Here is an 18567-nt window from a genome sequence, read left to right on the forward strand (position 1 = left end):
GACTCTTTCGTGTCCGACTTCCTCGGTGCCTTTCGGGTTCTCCCTCTCGGGTTTCCCTTTCCGGCGGCTCCGACTCTATCAGATCCTTTCGGGCCCGATTCCCAGTCTCCCGGGGCCAAGTCGGCTTGTCTTCCCGGCTGTTGGGCCGTTCCGACGAGTGAGACATTAGCGGAATCCTTGGGCCCGACGCCAATCGGGGTGCGTTCTCGAACGCGGATTCCTCATTTCGCAAAAGCGCACGAAAAATGAGACGACGAGATGTCGTTCATGAGAAGTGGTTGGTGCGGAATGGCTGTCCGGGGACCGACCGGGGTCGGCGCTCACGTCGGACAACTCGGAGAACATTACGGATCGGGTCGGGCCGTGTCAACCCTCGGCCGGAGCCCCAGGGTTCGGGGCGGGGAGGGCGTCGGACCCCGTGCTTTTGGCCGAGGCAGGCCTGGCGGGACGGCCGATCTGCTGGGCCGGGGGCGCGGCCTAGCTTGGCGGGTATGAGGTCTCTTCTTCGCACTGCCCTGGCTGCCGTGACCCTCCTTGTCCTGGGAGCGGCCGTGGCGCCCGGGGCCGCGTACGCCGTGGACGGGGACGAGCATGTCGCTCAGATGCGGCTGCGGGTCGTCAACGCGATGAATGAGGACACCCGGAGGGAGATCGAGCGGGCTCGCGCCTGCACGGGCGGAGCCTCGTCGGCTGAGGTGGCCCGGCTTGAGCACAAGTTGCAGGAGGGGTGCCGGCTCGCGGCGGATCTGCGGTCCGTGCGGTCTGTGCGGCCGGTCAAGGCTCAGGTTCAGGGTGCTCGGGCCCGGGCTCAGGCCGAGAGGGACGGTTTCGTGACGGTTTCGGCCGGTGGTGGGGAGCCGGTGGCTGAGGGCGATGCGTTTCATGCCGCGCTTCGGGCCATTCCGCACACGCCCGTCGGGGTCCTGAGCGTCGTCGGCGGGGCGGCGCTGGCACTTGTCGGTGGTGGTGCGGCCGCTGTGGTGGTGCGGCAGCGGCCGCGTGCCGAGGGCTGACCGGTCAGTTCTGGCCCGAGGCCAGTTCGCGGCTGCGGTCGCGGGCGGCTTCCAGCGCCGCGATGAGGGCGGCGCGTACACCGTGGTTCTCCAGCTCGCGGATCGCGCTGATCGTCGTACCCGCCGGGGACATCACCGCCTCGCGCAGCTTCACCGGGTGCTCGCCGCTGTCACGCAGCATCACGGCGGCGCCGATCGCGGACTGCACGATCAGGTCGTACGCCTGGGCGCGGGGCAGGCCGAGGAGGATTCCGGCGTCGGTCATCGCCTCGACCAGGTAGTAGAAGTAGGCCGGGCCCGAGCCGGAGAGGGCCGTCGCCGCGTCCTGCTGTGATTCCGGTACGCGCAGGGTCTTGCCCACTCCGCCGAAGATTTCCTCCGTATGGGCGAGGTGGTCGGGCGTGGCGTGGCTGCCGGCGCTGATCACCGACATGCCCTCGTCGACCAGTACGGGGGTGTTCGGCATGACGCGTACGACCGGGGTGCCGGCCGTGAGGCGCTCCTCGATGAAGGAGGTGGGGATGCCCGCCGCCGCGCTGATCACGAGGCGGTCGCTCGTGACGTACGGGGCCAGTTCGTCCAGGAGCCTGCCCATGTCCTGGGGCTTCACCGCGAGGATCAGGGTGTCCGCGCGCTTGGCGGCCTCGGCGTTGGTGACCGCGTCCACGCCGTAGCGGGCGTGGAGTTCTTCGGCGCGCTCCGAGCGGCGGGCGGTCACCAGAAGGTTGGCCGGGTGCCAGCCGGCTCGGATCATTCCGCTGAGGAGGGCCTCGCCGATTTTGCCGGTGCCGAGGACTGCGACGGTTTGGGTCATGCGGGTCACCCTCCTGGTGGTGCGCTTGCGTCCTGCGTCGTCCATCCTCGCACCGGGGGTGGGCCGGTGGGGGTGGTGTCCGAGGGGCGGTACGGGTGGGGGCGCTGCGCTGGGCTTCTTCCCCACCCCGCCCCTTTCCGAACTGGGGGCTCTGCCCCCAGACCCCCGCTCCTCAAACGCCGGAGGGGCTGGGTATGGCTGTGTGACTAGGGGGTTCGGCGGCGGAGGGTTGCTGCTCCCAGGGTGAGGACCAGGACTGCTACTGCTGCCACTACTCCGGTGTCTCTTGCGAAGGTGGCTGTTGCTTCGGGGTGGTGGAGGACCTGGGTCATGGCGTCCACCGCGTACGACATGGGCAGGACGTTCGAGATCCATTCCAGGACCGGCTGCATCGCGCTGCGCGGGGTGAACAGGCCGCAGAGCAGGAGCTGGGGGAAGATCACCGCCGGCATGAACTGGACCGCCTGGAATTCCGACGCCGCGAAGGCCGAGACGAACAGGCCGAGCGCCGTGCCGAGCAGGGCGTCGAGGAGGGCCACCAGGAGGAGCAGCCACGGGGAGCCGACGACGTTCAGGTCGAGGAGCCAGACGGAGATGCCCGTCGCGATGAGCGACTGGATCACGGCCAGGGCGCCGAAGGCGAGCGCGTAGCCCCCGATCAGGTCGCCTTTTCCCAGGGGCATGGCGAGGAGACGTTCCAGGGTGCCAGAGGTGCGTTCGCGCAGGGTGGCGATGGAGGACACCAGGAACATCGTGATCAGCGGGAAGATGCCGAGCAGTGAGGCACCGATGCTGTTGAACACGACCGGGCTGCCGTCGAACACGTACCTGAGCAGGGTGATCATGGCGGACGGGATGATCAGGAGCAGCGCGATGGTGCGCGGGTCGTGGCGCAGTTGGCGCAGCACGCGGGCGGCGGTCGCGAGGGTGCGGGATGCGTTCATCGGGGTGCCTGTGCCTTGCGTTGGGCTTCGTCCACGAGGTGGAGGAACGCGCCCTCGACGGTTTCCGTGGCGGTACGGGTGCGCAGGTCGTCCGGGGTGTCCTCGGCGAGGAGGACGCCCTCGCGCAGGAGGAGCAGGCGGTGGCAGCGTTCCGCCTCGTCCATGACGTGCGAGGAGACGAGGAGGGTGGTGCCGCGGGTGGCGGCGATGGTGTGGAAGAGGTTCCACAGGTCGCGGCGGAGTACGGGGTCCAGGCCTACGGTCGGTTCGTCCAGGACGAGTAGCTCCGGAGTGCCGAGCAGGGCGACGGCCAGTGAGGCGCGGCTGAGTTCTCCGCCGGAGAGCCGGCCCGCCAGGTCACCGGCGTGGGTGGTGAGGTCGACGTCCGTGATGGCCCGCTCGACGGCTTCGGCGCGGGCTGCGCGGTGGGCGCGGCCCGGGTGGAGTACGGCCGCGAAGTATTCGAGGTTCTGACGTACCGTCAAATCCTGGTAGACGGACGGGTCTTGGGTGACGTAGCCGATCCTCGGTCGCAGGCTCGGGGTGCCCGCGGGGGTGCCCAGGACGGTGAGGGTGCCGGTCACTTTCGCCTGCGTTCCCACGATCGCGCGCATCAGGGTGGACTTTCCGCAGCCGGACGGGCCGAGGAGGCCGGTGATGCGGCCGCGCGGGACGGTGAAGTCCAGGTTCTTCAAGACGGTTCTGGGGCCCCGTACGACGGTCAGGTCTTGGGCCTCGACCGCGGGTCCGGGTGTGGCTGCGGCCGCGGGTGGAGTGGCAGGGGTCGCTTCCGAGGGGAGGGCGGCCCGGTGGGTGGCGTCCGGCGTGCGATCTCGCTTGGAATTCACCATGTGATGAATAATCCTCCTCTCGGGGTGCGGGCGTCAAGGATCGGGGGGCCGTCAGGGTCATCCCCCATGGCATTGCGGGGGCGTTGCGCAGGACCTTGGAGGCATGAGGAATCAGTCGCGAAGCTCTCAGGACGCCGTGATCGCCGAGGCTGCGGTCACCAAGGCCGAGCGGCGGCACCTCGCCGTCGCGTCGGCGTCGCTCGGGCCGTGGGGGGCCGCCACCACGGTCGGCGCGGTGGGCGGGTTCGTGTCGCTCACGATCGACTCGATCGCCGACGGGTTCGGCACGATGGCGATCGCCGGGGCCGGGTCCGTCGCGCTCCTGCTGTTCTTCCTGGTGGGCGGGGTGGGGGCGGCGCTCGGGGGCGTCCGCGCCGACCGCACCGACCGCACCGACCGCACCGACCATCGGATCCGGCTCTGGGCGCGGGCCCATCCCTGGCGGGTGGCGGCCGTGCCGGCCGGGCTCATGGTGCTCGGCGATGTTGTCGTTCGGCAGGCCGTTACGTCCGAGGCGTTCTCCAGCAGCGTGTGGGACGGGGTTTGGCGGGGGTTTGCTGTGGCGGGGGTGGTGGGATTGGTGGGAATCGCAGGGAAGGCGCGGATGGTCGGGCGTCGGTAGGTGGGCGTGGGGTGCTGCTGGGGGTGGGGTGCTGTCGATCCACCACAGGGCCAGTGCGCCGCCCGGACGCAGTACGCGGCGGGCCTCCGGGCCCGCCTTCGCCGGGTCGGTCCAGTGCCAGGCCTGGGCGTACGTGATGAAGTCCGCGGATGCGGTGGCGAGTTCGGGGGGTGTTTTCCCACCCGCCCGCCCGTTCTGCCCGCTGCCCAGGCGAGGGACCAGTGGGTGGTGCTGCGTCGCTGGGGAACTGCGCGCCGTGCGTCGGCGCCCGCCTCCGGCGGGCCTGGTCTCCCACCCGGCCCGCCCGTTCTGTCCGCTTGGACGGGCTCAGCAACCAATGGGTGGTGCCCCGCCGTTGGCGGCCTGCGCAGACGTTTTTCGGCCTTCGGCCAACTCGCCCCTCTGCGCCGTTACTTTCGCTTTGGCTTTCTGCGCGCCGCCGGGTTTCCCGTGCGGGTGCCTCGGCGGCGTTCGTACTGGGTTCGGGCCGCTTCGAATTCCGTACGGTGCAGGGCTTCGCCGGGGGCCTCGGTGAACGTACGGAAGAAGTACGCCAGCAGCGAGCCGATGAAGCCGATGGCCTTCAGGCCCTGGAGCGAGCGGTCCGCGTCGGGGTCGGCGGGGCGGGTCGAGAAGCCCTCCCAGGTTTTGCGGAACGCCAGCGCGCTGCAGATCGCGAACATCACCACGATCATCACGTTCACGAATCCGCCGGTGTTCGCGATCTGCAGGCCCTCGTACGCGAAGCGCAGCACGAAGCACGCCGCCACTGCCGCCGCCAGCGAGCCGATCGCCGCGCCGGCTCGGCGCAGGCCGTAGCCGTTGTCGTGGTCGACCCACGTCGTGCCGAAGAAACGGATCGGCTCGGGCTGCGGTCCGGCGGGGGAAGCCGCAGCCGCAGACGCAGCGGGCGCCGCCTTTCCGCTTGGGGCATCGGCCCCGCCTGGAGCACCGGCCCCGCTTGGAGCATCGGCCCCGTTTACGGCACCGGCCATGTTCGGGGCATCAGCCCCGTTCGAGGCACCGGCCCCGTTTGCGGCATCGGCCGCGCTGCGGCCATTGGCTCCGTGCCGGGCGACGGCGCCCTTGCCGTCACCAGGCCCGTTCTGGTCGACGGCGCCGCTGCGGTCACCGGCCCCCGTGCCGCCTCCCGTCCCGCTCGCGCCGTCCTCGGCCCCCTTGCCGCCCGCGCCGCTCTTCTCGCTCATGGGGTCGATTATCCCCGGAACCATCCCCGGACCGAGCCGGCCGAAGGGCCGCCGTCGCTAGCCGCAGCGCGGTGCCACGTAGCCGTCGCTCCCCGTCTTCACATACGCGTCCGACACAAAGCGGCCGTTGCCTATGTTGTCCCAGATGTTCGACGTGCCGTACGGGCCCGAGACCGTCGTGCCCGGGGTCTGGCAGTTCACCGGGACCGTTGCGCCCTGGGGCAGGACGTCGACCACGGCGTAACCCGTGCCGGGGCCGCTGCGGACGTTCAGTTCGCAGCCCGGCGCGACCGGATAACGTGACATTTGCATCTCCCCCATCTGCTTCACTCTGCGTGCAACACGCAGGCTAGCAAGCCCCATCGGCCCCGTACGCCCCATCGACTAGGCTCCGTCGGACGCTGGCGTACAACGGACACATGGGGGTGGACCATGGCGTCGCCGCGCAGTATCGGGTTCGGGGCGGAGGGTGCCGAGGATCCGGAATCCGTCGGGGCCTACCGGCTCGAATCCGTGCTCGGGGCGGGCGGCATGGGTGTGGTGCATCTGGCCACCTCCCCCTCCGGCATGCGGCTCGCCGTCAAGGTCGTGCACGCCCAGCACGCCGCCGATCCGGAATTCCGGGCGCGGTTCCGGCAGGAGGTGTCGGCGGCCCGGCGGGTCAGCGGGGCCTTCACCGCCTCCGTCGTGGACGCCGATCCGGATGCCGTCCGGCCCTGGATGGCCACCGTGCACATTCCGGGGCCCACCCTCGCCGAACGCGTCAAGGACAGCGGGCCGCTGACCGCCGAGGAGGTGCGCCGGCTCGGGGCCGGGCTCGCCGAGGCGCTGCGCGACATCCACCGGGCCGGGGTGGTGCACCGCGACCTCAAGCCGAGCAACGTGCTGCTCGCCGCCGACGGGCCCAAGGTCATCGACTTCGGGATCTCCCGTCCGTACGACAGTGACCTGCGGACGGAGACCGGAAAGCTCATCGGTACGCCGCCGTTCATGGCGCCCGAGCAGTTCCAGCGGCCCCGCGAGGTCGGGCCCGCCGCGGACGTGTTCGCCATGGGGGCGGTACTCGTGCACGCCGCCACCGGGAGCGGGCCCTTCGACTCGGAGTCGCCGTACGTCGTGGCGTACCAAGTGGTGCACAACGAACCGGACTTGGCCGGGGTGCCCGAGGATCTCGTGCCCGTGCTCCGCGGCTGCCTCGCCAAGGATCCCGGCGACCGGCCCACCCCGGACGACCTGCTGTCCGCGCTGCGGTCCGCCGCGTACGGATCCGAGGCCTCCATTCCTACGCAGCGGTTCCGGAACCCGGTGCGGGAGGAGGGTTCGTTCGCCGAGAAGGCTTCGTTCGGCGAGGAGGGCTCGTTCGGTGCGAAGGGCTCGTTCGGCCAGGAGGGCTCGTTCGGCGCGGAGGGCTCCTCCTCCGGTGGCAAAGGTTCTGCCGGAGGCAGAGGTTCCGCCGGTGGGCAGGGTTCCGCCGGTGGCGGCAAGGGGGGGCCAGCGCGTCGGCGTACCCGCTGGGTCCTCGGTGCGCTCGCGCTTGTCGGAATCGTCGGCGGGGGCCTGGCGGGTGTGCAGGCGCTGCCCGACGGGACCGGCACCGAGACCGTGGCCGCCGCCCCGGAGCAGGCCGGCGCTCCCCAATTCCGGCCCTGGACAGTCCAGTTGCCCGGCAGCAGTGGTGAGAACCGGGTGGCCTTCTGCTCCGTCGGCGGCGAGGCCGGCCACTCGCTCTACTGCGCGGCGCCCGGAGTCTCCGTCGCCCGGCTCGATCCCTTCAGCGGGAAGGTGCTGTGGTCCGTGCCGGGGGCGGGCGGGGCGATGCTCTCCGACGACCTCGCTCCGGTGGCCGCGGGCGGCCGGGTGCTCGTGCGGGTTCCCGGCGGCGGGACGTTGCGGGCCTACGACCCCGGCACCGGGAAGCAGGTGTGGTCCGTGGACGTTTCGGCGTACTCCGGAGTGCATCCCGCGGGCGACACGGTGCTGCTGACCACGGCCGACGGGCATGTCACCGCGCTCAACTCCCTTACCGGGGTGGAGAAATGGCGGAAGCCGATCGGGGACCGGCGGTCGCAGTGGCTGGTGTCCGGTGCGGGCGAGGGGGCCGCGGCCCTCGACGGAAAGGCGACCGCGTCCGGCGACGGCAAGGGGGCCGGGTCCAGTAAGGGCAAGGGGGCCGCGTCCGACGAAGGCAAAGGCGACGGCAGGGCGAACGTGGCTCAGTCCGGCGACGGCAAACCGCTCGCGTTCGTCGCCACGCCCGCCGCCGACGGCGCTGCCACCTCCGTCGCCGCCGTCGATCCGGCCACCGGGGCCGTGCGGTGGCAGAGCCGCCTCGACGGGCGGCTGCACCCGGTCGCGGCCGACGCACAGGCCCTGTTCCTGCTGCCGACCGACCCCAGCGGGCTGACCTCGGCCGTCGTACGCCTCGACACCGCCACCCAGGCCGTCCGCCGCACCCCGCTCACCGCCCCGCTCGACCAGGCGCAGGCCGGGGTCGACGGGGGCACGGTGTACGTCTTCGGGGCGGGCGGGGCGCTCGTCGCGGTGGACTCGGTGCGCGGCGCGGAGAGGTGGCGGCTCGACACCGGCGTGGCGCGCGCCTCGCGGCCCGTCGCCTCGGACGGCCAGGTGTATCTGACCGGCGCCGACGGCAGGCTGCTCGCCTTCGACGCCCGCAAGGGCGTACTCGCCGGGCAGACCAACCCCCGTATGCACGGCGGGCGTTACACCTTCACGCCCGCCCTTCCCGCGCCGCTCGCCGCCGGGGGCAAGGTGTATGCCGCCGCCCCCGACGGGTCGGTGTTCGCGGTCGATCCCGGTGATGTCGCCGCCTGGTAGGGGCGGCGACAGCCGTACGACCCGCCACCTGGCAGGAACGGCGACAGCCGTACGGACCGGCGTCAGCCCAGCTTCGAGACGTCGCGGACCGCGCCGCGGTCGGCGCTGGTGGCCATCGCTGCGTAGGCGCGCAGCGCGGCCGAGACCTTGCGCTCGCGGTTCTTCGGGGCGTACGCCCCGTTCAGCGCCTCGCGGCGGGTGGCCAACTCGGCGTCGGGGACGAGGAGTTGGATCGTACGGTTCGGGATGTCGATCCGGATGCGGTCGCCGTCCTCGACCAGCGCGATGGTGCCGCCGGACGCCGCCTCGGGTGAGGCGTGGCCGATGGACAGGCCCGAGGTGCCACCGGAGAAGCGGCCGTCGGTGATCAGCGCGCAGGTCTTGCCGAGGCCGCGGCCCTTGAGGAACGACGTCGGGTACAGCATCTCCTGCATGCCGGGGCCGCCCCTGGGGCCCTCGTAGCGGATCACCACGACGTCGCCGTGCGTGACCTCCTTGCGGAGGATCTTGTCGACGGCCTCGTCCTGCGACTCGCAGACGACCGCGGGGCCCTCGAAGGTCCAGATCGACTCGTCGACGCCGGCCGTCTTCACGACGCAGCCGTCCTCGGCGAGGTTGCCGTGCAGGACGGCGAGGCCGCCGTCCTTGCTGTACGCGTGGGCCGCGTCCCGGATGCAGCCCTCGGTGGCGTCGGTGTCCAGGGTGTCCCAGCGCTCGGACTGCGAGAACGCCGTGGCGGAGCGGACGCAGCCGGGGGCCGCGTGCCACAGCTCGACCGCCTCGGCGGACGGCGAGCCGCCGCGCACGTCCCAGGCGTCCAGCCACTCCTTGATGGAGCGGGAGTGGACGGTGTGCACGTCCTCGTTGAGCAGGCCCGCGCGGTACAGCTCGCCGAGGATCGCGGGGATGCCGCCGGCGCGGTGCACGTCCTCCATGTAGTACGTACGGTTCTTGGCGACGTTCGGGGCGACCTTGGCGAGGCACGGGACGCGACGGCTGATGGCGTCCATGTCCGCGAGGCCGTAGTCCAGCTCGGCCTCCTGGGCCGCGGCCAGCAGGTGCAGGATCGTGTTGGTGGAACCGCCCATGGCGATGTCGAGCGCCATGGCGTTCTCGAACGCGGCGCGGGTCGCGATGGAGCGCGGCAGGACCGAGTGGTCGTCCTGCTCGTAGTGCCGCTTGGTGATCTCGACGACCGTGCGGGCCGCGTTCTCGTACAGGGCGCGGCGGGCGGTGTGGGTCGCCAGGACCGAGCCGTTCCCGGGCAGGCTCAGGCCGATGGCCTCGGTCAGGCAGTTCATCGAGTTGGCGGTGAACATGCCGGAACAGGAGCCGCAGGTGGGGCAGGCGTTCTCCTCGATGCGGAGGATGTCCTCGTCGGAGATCTTGTCGTTGACGGCGTCCGAGATCGCGTCGACCAGGTCGAGCGTACGGACCGTGCCGTCGACCAGGGTCGCCTTGCCGGCCTCCATCGGGCCGCCGGAGACGAAGACGGTGGGAATGTTGAGGCGGAGCGCCGCCATCAGCATGCCGGGGGTGATCTTGTCGCAGTTGGAGATGCAGATCAGGGCGTCCGCGCAGTGGGCCTCGACCATGTACTCCACGCTGTCCGCGATGAGGTCGCGGGAGGGGAGGCTGTAGAGCATGCCGCCGTGGCCCATCGCGATGCCGTCGTCCACGGCGATCGTGTTGAACTCGCGGGGCACGGCGCCGGCGGCCAGGATGGCCTCGCTCACGATGCGGCCGACCGGGGCGAGGTGGGTGTGGCCCGGCACGAACTCGGTGAAGCTGTTCGCCACGGCGATGATCGGCTTGCCGATGTCCTCGCTCGCTACACCGGAGGCCCGCATAAGGGCGCGGGCGCCCGCCATGTTGCGGCCGTGGGTGACTGTGCGGGACCTCAGCTCGGGCATCGTCGCTCGTCTCCTTCAGACAGGGTGGGCTGTCTGCGAGCCTACGCCGGTGCTCCAAGATTTGGACAGCTTGTCCGCATGCCGGGACGCCCGGCTCGCCCCTTGGTCGGGTGCTGCGCAGGCTTCTTCCCCACCCCGCCCCTTCCCGCTGTGACACTTTGCGGCTCCGCCGCGTGGGGGGCTCCGCCCCAGACCCCGCTCCTCAATCGCCGGAGGGGCTTGATTTTGCTGGCCAGGGCTTGAACTTGCTGCGCATCGGGATTTCGCTGCGGGTCCTGGCTCGTCAGGGTCACGCCTCCGTCAGGTACCGCTGGAGTGTCGGTGCCACCAGTTCCACGATCGACTCCGGGTCCGCCGAGGCGAGCGGTTCCACCTCCAGTACGTATCGCATGATCGCGATCCCGATCATGTGGGACGCCGCCAGTTCCGCGCGGAAGCGGGGGTCGGGGACCTTCAGGTCGGCCGCCACGCGCTCCAGGAGGCGGCGCAGCACGAAGCCCCGCAGGACTTTCGCGGCCGCCTCGTGGGTGAGCGCCGAGCGGATCACGGCGATCAGCGGGGTGCGCGTCGCCGGGTTCTCCCAGACGGAGAGGAAGTAGCGGGCGAGGCGTTCGCCCACGCCGTCGAGGTCGTGGCCGAGGACGGCCGACAGCGTCAGCGCCGGTTCGAAGTCGACCTCGACGGCCGCCGCGAAGACCTCGTCCTTCGTGCCGAAGTAGTGGTGGACCAGCGCCGCGTCGACCCCGGCCGCCTTGGCGATGCCGCGCATGGACGTCTTGTCGTAACCCCGGTCGGAGAACTCGGCGCGAGCCGCGGCCAGGATGCGTTCGCGGGTGCCGGGGCCGGTGTCGACGGAGGCCCGCGGCGGGCGGCCGCGGCGGCGCGGGGCGGCCGGGCCCGTACCCGTACCGCCCGGGGAGTCCGTCATGCGCGGCGGGCCGGGGCGGACGCCAGGTGCAGCCGGGTGAAGGCGAGCGCCTCCGCGAGGTCGGCCTCGCGTTCCGCGGCGGACATGGCGCGCCGGGTGTTGACCTCGATGACGACGTGGCCGTCGAAGCCGGTCAGGGCGAGGTGTTCGAGGAGTTCCGCGCACGGCTGGGTGCCGCGGCCCGGCACCAGGTGCTCGTCCTTCGCCGAGCCTCGCCCGTCGGCGAGGTGGACGTGGGCGAGCCGGTCGCCCATCCGGTCGACCATGGCCAGCGCGTCCGTACGGGAGGTCGCGGCGTGCGAGAGGTCGATCGTGAAGTTGCGGTAGTCGTCCTTGGTGACGTCCCAGTCGGGGGCGTACGCGAGCATTTCGCGGTCCCGGTAGCGCCACGGGTACATGTTCTCTACGGCGAATCGCACATCGGTCTCGTCGGCCATCCGCCAGATGCCGTCGACGAAGTCGCGGGAGTACTGGCGCTGCCAGCGGAACGGCGGATGGACCACCACCGTGGAGGCGCCGAGCCGCTCGGCCGCCGACCGCGCCCGCTGGAGCTTCACCCAGGGGTCGGTGGACCAGACCCGCTGGGTGATCAGCAGACACGGCGCGTGGACGGCCAGGATCGGCACCTGGTGGTAGTCGGAGAGCCGCCGCAGGGCTTCGATGTCCTGGCTGACGGGGTCGGTCCAGACCATGACCTCGACGCCGTCGTACCCCAGGCGCGCGGCGATCTCGAAGGCCGTCGCCGTCGACTCCGGATAGACCGAGGCCGTCGACAGGGCGACCTTCGCATCCGGGATGCGCACCACTGGATCTGCCACGGAGACAGGGTACGGGCCGCTGCCACCGGTCGGGGAGGCGGTCCGGTGCGCCCGACGAACGTCACACTCGCCGGTAACGTCGCACTCACCGGTCACCGAACCCGTCACTCCGCCGGAAGGTGGTCGAGGTGGCGCAGGATCACGCCCTCGCGCAGTGCCCAGGGGCAGACCTCCAGCTCATCGACGGCGAACAGGTCCATCGCGCCCTCCGCGACCAGCGCCCCGGCGAGCAGCTGCCGCGCCCGGCCCTCGGAGACGCCGGGCAGCGTGGCGCGCTGCTCGGCCGTCATGGCGGCCAGCTTGGGCACCCACTCCTCCAGTGAACTGCGACTCAGTACGCGCTGGACGTAGGCCCCCTCACTCGACCGGGCGGCCCCCGCGATCCGGGCGAGCTGCTTGAACGTCTTTGACGTGGCGACCACGTGGTCGGGCCGGCCCGAGCGCGCGAACTCGCCGACGGTGCCCGCGATCTGGGCCCGTACGTGCCGGCGCAGCGCCCGTACGTCGGCCGGGTCCGGCGGGTCGCCCGGCAGCCAGGCCGCGGTCAGCCGTCCGGCGCCCAGCGGCAGCGACACCGCCCCGTCCGGTTCCTCGTCGATGCCGTACGCGACTTCCAGGGAGCCGCCGCCGATGTCGAGCAGGAGCAGCTTCCCGGCCGACCAGCCGTACCAGCGGCGCGCCGCCAGAAAGGTGAGCCGGGCCTCCTCGTCGCCGGACAGGACCGGCAGCTGCACGCCGGTCTCGTCGCGGACCCGGGCGATCACCTGGTCGATGTTGCTGGCCTCGCGGACCGCGGAGGTCGCGAAGGGCAGCAGTTCCTGGACACCCTTGTCCTCGGCGGACAGCAGCGCGCCCTTGATCGTGGCGACCAGCCGGTCGATGCCTGCCGGTCCGATCGCACCGTCCCCGTCGAGGAGTTCGGCGAGCCGCAGCTCCGCCTTGTGCGAGTGCGCGGGCAGCGGCGCGGCACCGGCGTGCGCGTCCACGACCAGCAGATGAACCGTGTTCGACCCCACATCGAGGACTCCGAGTCTCATGGAGTGAACGCTACTGCGCGTGCGGACATGGCCTCGGACATACGCTTGACCCGTGCCAAAGACGAAAAAGGCGAAGCCGGGCAAAGCCGGGGCCGCGAAGAACCCCGCCCAGCGGACCCAGGACGAGCAGGGGATCGACTTCCCGCGCGCCTGGGTCGAATTCCCCGACCCCGCCGACGACGAGCAGGTCTTCCGCTGCGACCTGACCTGGCTCACCTCGCGGTGGACCTGCATCTTCGGCAGCGGCTGCCAGGGCATCGAGGCGGGCCGGGCCGACGACGGCTGCTGCACCCTGGGCGCCCACTTCTCCGACAAGGACGACGAGAAGCGGGTGGCCGGGCACGTGGCGCGGCTCACCCCGGAGCTGTGGCAGTTCCACGACGTGGGCACCGAGTCGGGCTGGACCCAGACCGACGAGGACGGCGAGCGCCAGACCCGCCGCTGGAAGGGTTCCTGCATCTTCCAGAACCGGCCGGGCTTCGCGGGCGGCGCCGGCTGCTCGCTGCACATCCTGGCTTTGAAGGAGGGCAAGGAGCCGCTGGAGACCAAGCCGGACGTGTGCTGGCAGCTGCCGGTGCGCCGGACGTACGACTGGATCGAGCGGCCCGACGACACCAAGGTGCTGCAGATCTCGATCGGCGAGTACGACCGCCGGGGCTGGGGTCCGGGCGGCCACGACCTGCACTGGTGGTGCACCTCGGCGACCTCCGCCCACGGCGCGGGCGAGCCGGTGTACGTGACGTACAGGCCGGAGCTGACCGAGCTCATGGGCTCGGAGGCGTACGCCGTCCTGGTGGAGCAGTGCGAGGCGCGGCTCGCCTCGCAGCTGCCGCTGGTCGCCCCCCACCCGGCCGACCCAAAGCGGTAACCGGCGTACGGATTACGGCAGTTGGCCCCTCCCCCGGTCAGCGGCTGTGGCCGGCCGGGGGCGTCGACGGCGGCGGGGTCCGGGTCGGTGACGCGGGCGGGCTCGGCGTCGGGCTGGACGTAGGCCGTGGGGGCGTGGGCGTGGGGCTGCTCGGCGGGCTCGGCGTGGGCCGGGTCGACGGCGGCGCGCCGGATCCGGACGGGCCGGGGTTTCCGGGGTGGCCCGGGTCGGGCGAGGACGGCGGGGTGATGGGGGTGCCGTCGCCCGAGATGCGTACCGCGGCGCCGGACGGCTCGACCTCGACCCGTACCGACCAGGCGTGGTGCGGCTCCTGGGCGTGCTCGACGCGGATGTACACGGTGACGCTGTGGCCGGGCGCGAGTCTGCCCGCGCTCTGGCTGAAGGAGAGCCAGGGGGCGTGGCTGCGCAGCGACCAGTCGACCGGTGAACCCCCGGTCGAGGTGAGCGTGAGCACGGTCGTGTCGCCCGCCGAGCTCGCCGCGACCGCGAGCCGGCCGGGGCCCGCCGGGGCGGCGGAGGGGCTGATGACCTCGACGGAGACGTCGGGGGCGCGGCTGCCGGCGGTGAAGCGGCTGTCGGGTTCGCTGCGGGCGTTGCCCGCGTTCTCGTAGCGGTCGTACGGGTGGCCGTTCAGCCCGCCCGGAGTGTCGGCCTCGCTGGCGGTGACCTTGGTGCCGTCGTGCGTCTCGCCGGTGGACGGGGCGCCGCGGTAGGCGGCCCAGAGCGCGAAGACCGGCGCCGCGACGACGGTCGCCACGACGGTGGTGGTCACCGCCCGGGCCCGCAGCCGGTCGCGCCGGGCGGCCCGGTCCTTGGGGTCCATCGGGAACCCGGTCCGGTCGAAGCGCGGGGCCCCGCCGCGCGTCCGCGGCACGTGCAGCATCGCGGCCTGCGCGTCGGCCCGCGGCGCCTCGGCCAGCGGCAGCGCGGCCGGGGTGACGGTTGAGCCGGGCCATGGCCCGCCCGCGCCCGCGCGTTCGGCGGCGCGGCGGCAGCGGGGGCAGTCGTCCACGTGCCGGACCAGTTCTCGGCGCAGCGCGGCGGAGAGCAACACCTGGTGGTCGCCGGTCAGTTGGGCGACCGTGGGGCAGCCGCCCGTCTCCACGACGGCGAGCGCGGCCCGGGTCCGCTCGACCTCGCAGGCCCCGGCGGCGAGGAGTTCGCGGGCGGCCGGGTAGGTCATGCCGAGCACGGCGGCGACCTCGCGGGCGCCGAGCTGGTGGCGGACCGCGAGTTCGAGGGCCTCGCGCTGCTCGGGGGTGGTGCCGGCCGCCTCGGGCCAGGCGAGCAGGGCGAGTTCGCGGCGGCGCCGCTCCTGCTCCTCCGCTGAGACCTCGGCGGCGGGGGCCGCTTCGGGCACGCGTCCGGTGTGGGCGCCCTGCCGGTTGCGCCTGCGCTCGGCCAGCTTGCGCAGACAGGCCCAGCGGGCCAGCGCGTACAGCCATGCCCGGCGTTCGGCCTCGCCCTCGGGGCACCGCGCGTACTGGCGCTCGGAGACGGCGAGTAACTCGCCGAGGGCGGCGATCGCCTCGTCGTGGTCGCACAGGACGGACAGGCAGTACGTGAACAGGCCGTCGAGATGGGCCTCGTAACGCGCGGGCGGGCGCTGGGCCAACGTGTGGGGCGCAGGGCCCTGCGCCCGGTGTGCGCCGGTGTTGTGCGCTGGTTGATCCGGTCTGCTGCTCGTCATCCGTGCGACCGTAGGGGGAGGATCAGGGGTTCTTCGTACCGGTTGAACACATTTAATCCTTACGGGTGAACGTATCCCTCAAAAGGGGACAGGAAGCGGGGCTTCCATGGCATTCGATGGCAGACCCCTCACGCACAGTGCAAACGGACGCGAGCGGTCGGGGCGGCGCCGGGAGGGGCAGGACCACCCGAACGGCGGGGCGCGGAATCGCCGGACCCCGCGCCCGGACGGCGCAAGGCCCCCCGCGATACGGGCCGCCCGGCATCCCGTACGGGAATGTCAGTGGCCCCCTATACGGTGACGCCATGGCTGCCCGTACGAAATCCGCGAAGGACCGGCCGTCCTACCGCTGCACCGAATGCGGCTGGACCACCGCCAAGTGGCTCGGCCGCTGCCCCGAGTGCCAGGCCTGGGGGACGGTCGAGGAGTACGGCGCGCCCGCGGTCCGTACGACGGCGGCGGGCCGGGTCTCCACCGCCGCGCTGCCCATCGGCCAGGTGGACGGCCGCCAGGCGACCGCCCGCACCACCGGGGTGGCCGAGCTGGACCGCGTCCTCGGCGGCGGCCTGGTGCCCGGCGCGGTGGTGCTGCTCGCGGGCGAACCCGGCGTCGGCAAGTCCACGCTGCTCCTGGACGTGGCGGCGAAGGCGGCCAACGACGACCACCGCACGCTGTACATCACGGGCGAGGAGTCGGCGAGTCAGGTCCGGCTGCGCGCCGACCGGATCAAGGCGCTCAACGACCACCTCTACCTGGCCGCCGAGACGGACCTCTCCGCCGTTCTCGGCCATCTCGACGCGGTGAAACCGTCCCTGCTCGTCCTCGACTCCGTGCAGACCGTCGCATCGCCCGAGATCGACGGCGCCCCCGGCGGCATGGCCCAGGTCCGCGAGGTCGCGGGCGCCCTGATCCGCGCCTCCAAGGAGCGCGGCATGTCCACGCTCCTGGTCGGCCACGTCACGAAGGACGGCGCGATCGCGGGCCCCCGCCTGCTGGAACACCTCGTGGACGTGGTGCTCTCCTTCGAGGGCGACCGGCACGCGCGGCTGCGTCTCGTACGGGGCGTCAAGAACCGGTACGGGGCGACCGACGAGGTCGGCTGCTTCGAGCTGCACGACGAGGGCATCACCGGGCTCGCCGACCCCAGCGGCCTGTTCCTCACCCGCCGCGACGTCGCCGTGCCCGGCACCTGTCTGACGGTCACCCTGGAGGGCCGCCGCCCCCTGGTCGCCGAAGTCCAGGCGCTCACGGTCGACTCGCAGATCCCCTCCCCCCGCCGCACCACCTCCGGCCTGGAGACCTCCCGCGTCTCGATGATGCTCGCGGTGCTCGAACAGCGGGGCCGCATCACCGCGCTCGGCAAACGCGACATCTACAGCGCGACAGTCGGCGGGGTGAAGCTCTCCGAGCCCGCCGCGGACCTGGCGATCGCGCTGGCCCTGGCCTCGGCGGCCAGCGACACTCCGCTGCCCAAGAACCTGGTCGCGATCGGCGAGGTGGGCCTGGCGGGCGAGGTCAGAAGGGTCACCGGGGTCCAGCGCCGGCTCGCCGAAGCGCACCGGCTCGGCTTCACGCACGCCCTGGTGCCGACCGACCCGGGCAAGGTCCCGGCCGGCATGAAGGTCACCGAAGTCGCCGACATGGGGGACGCGCTGCGAGTGCTCCCGCGCGGGCGTCGCGCACAGCCCCCACGGGAGGAGTAGCCGCGCCGGTAGACTTTGCCCTGGTCTCGCCCGTCCGTACGAGCAGTACGCGAGCAGTACGCACCGTATGAGCAACACCGGAGGAGTGCAGTGGCAGCCAACGACCGGGCATCAGCACCCGGAAAGTCCGGCACAGGCTCCGGTAACGAAGCACTGATGCGCGCCGCCCTGAGCGCCGTCGCGCCCGGCACCGCGCTCCGCGACGGCCTGGAGCGCATCCTGCGCGGCAACACCGGCGGTCTGATCGTCCTCGGCCTGGACAAGACCGTCGACTCGATGTGCACGGGCGGCTTCGTCCTGGACGTCGAATTCGCCGCGACGCGGCTGCGCGAGCTGTGCAAACTCGACGGCGCGCTCGTGCTCGACAAGGACATCACCAAGATCCACCGGGCCGGTGTGCAGCTGGTCCCGGACGCCGGCATCCCCACCGAGGAGACCGGCACCCGCCACCGCACGGCGGACCGCGTCTCCAAGCAGTGCAACTTCCCGGTCGTCTCGGTCTCCCAGTCCATGCGCCTGATCGCGCTGTACGTGAACGGGGAGCGCCGTGTCCTGGAGGAGTCGGCGGCGATCCTGTCCCGCGCCAACCAGGCCCTCGCAACCCTGGAGCGCTACAAGCTCCGCCTGGACGAGGTGGCGGGCACGCTGTCCGCGCTCGAAATCGAGGACCTGGTGACGGTCCGGGACGTCACGGCGGTCGCCCAGCGCCTGGAGATGGTCCGCCGCATCGCGACGGAAATCGCCGAGTACGTGGTGGAGTTGGGCACGGACGGGCGGCTGCTCTCCCTCCAGCTGGACGAGCTGATCGCGGGCGTCGAGCCCGAGCGCGAGCTGGTGGTACGGGACTACGTCCCCGAGCCCACCGCCAAGCGCTCCCGCACGGTCGACGAGGCGCTGCGCGAGCTCAACGACCTCACCCACGCGGAGCTCCTCGAACTGCCCATAGTGGCAAGGGCGTTGGGCTACAGTGGCTCGCCCGAAACGCTGGACTCGGCGGTGTCGCCGCGCGGGTACCGGCTGCTCGCGAAGGTGCCGAGGCTGCCGGGGGCGATCATCGAGCGCCTGGTGGAGCACTTCGGCGGCCTCCAGAAGCTGCTTGCCGCCTCGGTGGACGACCTCCAGACCGTCGACGGGGTCGGCGAGGCGCGGGCGCGGAGCGTGCGCGAGGGGCTCTCGCGGCTGGCGGAGTCTTCCATCCTGGAGCGGTACGTCTAGCAAACCGGGGGGGGGGGGGCCCCCCCCCCCCCGCGCGGCGGGGGGGCGGGGGGGGGGGGGGGTGTGGGGGGGGGGGGGGGGGGCCGC

Annotated in this window: 16 protein-coding genes and 1 pseudogene; 6 read left to right on the forward strand and 11 right to left on the reverse strand. The window is 72.1% G+C overall.

What is annotated here, in order from left to right; genetic code table 11:
• Positions 1 to 524: 524 nt before the first annotated feature.
• The gene (locus ACIBK6_RS20895) at positions 525 to 1013 is read left to right on the forward strand and encodes a hypothetical protein (RefSeq protein ID WP_399052779.1); all 489 of its coding nucleotides are present in this window, start codon (positions 525 to 527) and stop codon (positions 1011 to 1013) included.
• Between the two features lie 4 nt (positions 1014 to 1017).
• On the opposite strand, the gene proC is transcribed toward ACIBK6_RS20895, so the two are convergent.
• The 3 genes from proC to ACIBK6_RS20910 form a co-directional block, all read right to left on the reverse strand.
• A complete protein-coding gene (gene proC / locus ACIBK6_RS20900) occupies positions 1018 to 1827 on the reverse strand; it encodes a pyrroline-5-carboxylate reductase (protein ID WP_399052780.1) in 810 nt (269 codons plus the stop codon).
• Between the two features lie 206 nt (positions 1828 to 2033).
• Entirely contained in the window at positions 2034 to 2771 is a 738-nt protein-coding gene (locus ACIBK6_RS20905) for an ABC transporter permease (protein ID WP_399052781.1), read from the reverse strand.
• Entirely contained in the window at positions 2768 to 3622 is an 855-nt protein-coding gene (locus tag ACIBK6_RS20910) for an ABC transporter ATP-binding protein (RefSeq protein WP_399052782.1), read from the reverse strand. The genes ACIBK6_RS20905 and ACIBK6_RS20910 overlap by 4 nt, the downstream gene beginning before the upstream one ends.
• A 103-nt stretch (positions 3623 to 3725) precedes the next feature.
• Between ACIBK6_RS20910 and ACIBK6_RS20915 the strand changes: the two genes are divergently transcribed.
• A complete protein-coding gene (locus tag ACIBK6_RS20915; RefSeq protein WP_399052783.1) occupies positions 3726 to 4244 on the forward strand; it encodes a hypothetical protein in 519 nt (172 codons plus the stop codon).
• A 24-nt stretch (positions 4245 to 4268) separates the two neighbouring features.
• On the opposite strand, the pseudogene ACIBK6_RS20920 reads toward ACIBK6_RS20915, so the two are convergent.
• The 3 genes and pseudogenes from ACIBK6_RS20920 to ACIBK6_RS20930 all read right to left on the reverse strand — a co-directional run.
• Positions 4269 to 4406 (reverse strand): annotated as a pseudogene (locus ACIBK6_RS20920) (methyltransferase domain-containing protein); the annotation flags it as partial.
• Positions 4407 to 4654: 248 nt separating this feature from the next.
• Positions 4655 to 5239, reverse strand: coding sequence for a hypothetical protein (locus tag ACIBK6_RS20925; RefSeq protein ID WP_399053046.1), 585 nt, complete (start codon positions 5237 to 5239; stop codon positions 4655 to 4657).
• 270 nt (positions 5240 to 5509) lie between these two features.
• Positions 5510 to 5773, reverse strand: coding sequence for a peptidase (locus ACIBK6_RS20930; RefSeq protein WP_399052784.1), 264 nt, complete (start codon positions 5771 to 5773; stop codon positions 5510 to 5512).
• A 111-nt stretch (positions 5774 to 5884) separates the two neighbouring features.
• Between ACIBK6_RS20930 and ACIBK6_RS20935 the strand changes: the two genes are divergently transcribed.
• Positions 5885 to 8287 carry a PQQ-binding-like beta-propeller repeat protein gene (locus ACIBK6_RS20935; protein WP_399052785.1) on the forward strand — a complete coding sequence of 801 codons (2403 nt, stop codon included), beginning with the start codon at positions 5885 to 5887 and terminating at the stop codon, positions 8285 to 8287.
• 62 nt (positions 8288 to 8349) lie between these two features.
• On the opposite strand, the gene ilvD is transcribed toward ACIBK6_RS20935, so the two are convergent.
• The 4 genes from ilvD to ACIBK6_RS20955 all read right to left on the reverse strand — a co-directional run bounded on the left by ilvD (position 8350) and on the right by ACIBK6_RS20955 (position 12983).
• A complete protein-coding gene (gene ilvD, locus ACIBK6_RS20940; protein ID WP_399052786.1) occupies positions 8350 to 10200 on the reverse strand; it encodes a dihydroxy-acid dehydratase in 1851 nt (616 codons plus the stop codon).
• 289 nt (positions 10201 to 10489) lie between these two features.
• The gene (locus ACIBK6_RS20945) at positions 10490 to 11128 is read right to left on the reverse strand and encodes a TetR family transcriptional regulator (RefSeq protein WP_399052787.1); all 639 of its coding nucleotides are present in this window, start codon (positions 11126 to 11128) and stop codon (positions 10490 to 10492) included.
• Entirely contained in the window at positions 11125 to 11946 is an 822-nt protein-coding gene (locus tag ACIBK6_RS20950) for a sugar phosphate isomerase/epimerase family protein (RefSeq protein WP_399052788.1), read from the reverse strand. Before ACIBK6_RS20950 ends, ACIBK6_RS20945 begins: the two co-directional genes overlap by 4 nt.
• Positions 11947 to 12050: 104 nt before the next feature.
• Positions 12051 to 12983 carry a Ppx/GppA family phosphatase gene (locus tag ACIBK6_RS20955; RefSeq protein ID WP_399052789.1) on the reverse strand — a complete coding sequence of 311 codons (933 nt, stop codon included), beginning with the start codon at positions 12981 to 12983 and terminating at the stop codon, positions 12051 to 12053.
• A 52-nt stretch (positions 12984 to 13035) separates the two neighbouring features.
• Between ACIBK6_RS20955 and ACIBK6_RS20960 the strand changes: the two genes are divergently transcribed.
• Positions 13036 to 13851 (forward strand): hypothetical protein, encoded by an 816-nt coding sequence (locus tag ACIBK6_RS20960; RefSeq protein ID WP_399052790.1) that lies wholly within the window; start codon positions 13036 to 13038, stop codon positions 13849 to 13851.
• Between the two features lie 37 nt (positions 13852 to 13888).
• On the opposite strand, the gene ACIBK6_RS20965 is transcribed toward ACIBK6_RS20960, so the two are convergent.
• Positions 13889 to 15562, reverse strand: coding sequence for a hypothetical protein (locus tag ACIBK6_RS20965; protein WP_399052791.1), 1674 nt, complete (start codon positions 15560 to 15562; stop codon positions 13889 to 13891).
• 305 nt (positions 15563 to 15867) lie between these two features.
• On the opposite strand from ACIBK6_RS20965, the gene radA reads away from it, so the two are divergent.
• Both radA and disA read left to right on the forward strand, forming a co-directional pair.
• Positions 15868 to 17265, forward strand: a complete 1398-nt coding sequence (gene radA / locus ACIBK6_RS20970; RefSeq protein ID WP_399052792.1) for a DNA repair protein RadA — start codon at positions 15868 to 15870, stop codon at positions 17263 to 17265.
• A gap of 90 nt (positions 17266 to 17355) precedes the next feature.
• Positions 17356 to 18480: a DNA integrity scanning diadenylate cyclase DisA gene (gene disA, locus ACIBK6_RS20975; protein WP_053729099.1), complete on the forward strand. Its 1125-nt coding sequence runs from the start codon at positions 17356 to 17358 to the stop codon at positions 18478 to 18480.
• Positions 18481 to 18567: the final 87 nt, after the last annotated feature.

It is taken from the genome of Streptomyces sp. NPDC050485, assembly GCF_044458185.1.
GTDB lineage: Bacteria > Actinomycetota > Actinomycetes > Streptomycetales > Streptomycetaceae > Streptomyces.

What these genes read in the sequence shown, in the direction of transcription:
- proC (WP_399052780.1), bottom strand. Translation starts at nt 1,827, where the DNA reads ATGACCCAAACCGTCGCAGTCCTCGGCACCGGCAAAATCGGCGAGGCC.
- ACIBK6_RS20905 (WP_399052781.1), bottom strand. Translation starts at nt 2,771, where the DNA reads ATGAACGCATCCCGCACCCTCGCGACCGCCGCCCGCGTGCTGCGCCAA.
- ACIBK6_RS20910 (WP_399052782.1), bottom strand. Translation starts at nt 3,622, where the DNA reads ATGGTGAATTCCAAGCGAGATCGCACGCCGGACGCCACCCACCGGGCC.
- ACIBK6_RS20915 (WP_399052783.1), top strand. Translation starts at nt 3,726, where the DNA reads ATGAGGAATCAGTCGCGAAGCTCTCAGGACGCCGTGATCGCCGAGGCT.
- ACIBK6_RS20925 (WP_399053046.1), bottom strand. Translation starts at nt 5,239, where the DNA reads ATGGCCGGTGCCGTAAACGGGGCCGATGCTCCAAGCGGGGCCGGTGCT.
- ACIBK6_RS20930 (WP_399052784.1), bottom strand. Translation starts at nt 5,773, where the DNA reads ATGGGGGAGATGCAAATGTCACGTTATCCGGTCGCGCCGGGCTGCGAA.
- ACIBK6_RS20935 (WP_399052785.1), top strand. Translation starts at nt 5,885, where the DNA reads ATGGCGTCGCCGCGCAGTATCGGGTTCGGGGCGGAGGGTGCCGAGGAT.
- ilvD (WP_399052786.1), bottom strand. Translation starts at nt 10,200, where the DNA reads ATGCCCGAGCTGAGGTCCCGCACAGTCACCCACGGCCGCAACATGGCG.
- ACIBK6_RS20945 (WP_399052787.1), bottom strand. Translation starts at nt 11,128, where the DNA reads ATGACGGACTCCCCGGGCGGTACGGGTACGGGCCCGGCCGCCCCGCGC.
- ACIBK6_RS20955 (WP_399052789.1), bottom strand. Translation starts at nt 12,983, where the DNA reads ATGAGACTCGGAGTCCTCGATGTGGGGTCGAACACGGTTCATCTGCTG.
- ACIBK6_RS20965 (WP_399052791.1), bottom strand. Translation starts at nt 15,562, where the DNA reads ATGACGAGCAGCAGACCGGATCAACCAGCGCACAACACCGGCGCACAC.
- radA (WP_399052792.1), top strand. Translation starts at nt 15,868, where the DNA reads ATGGCTGCCCGTACGAAATCCGCGAAGGACCGGCCGTCCTACCGCTGC.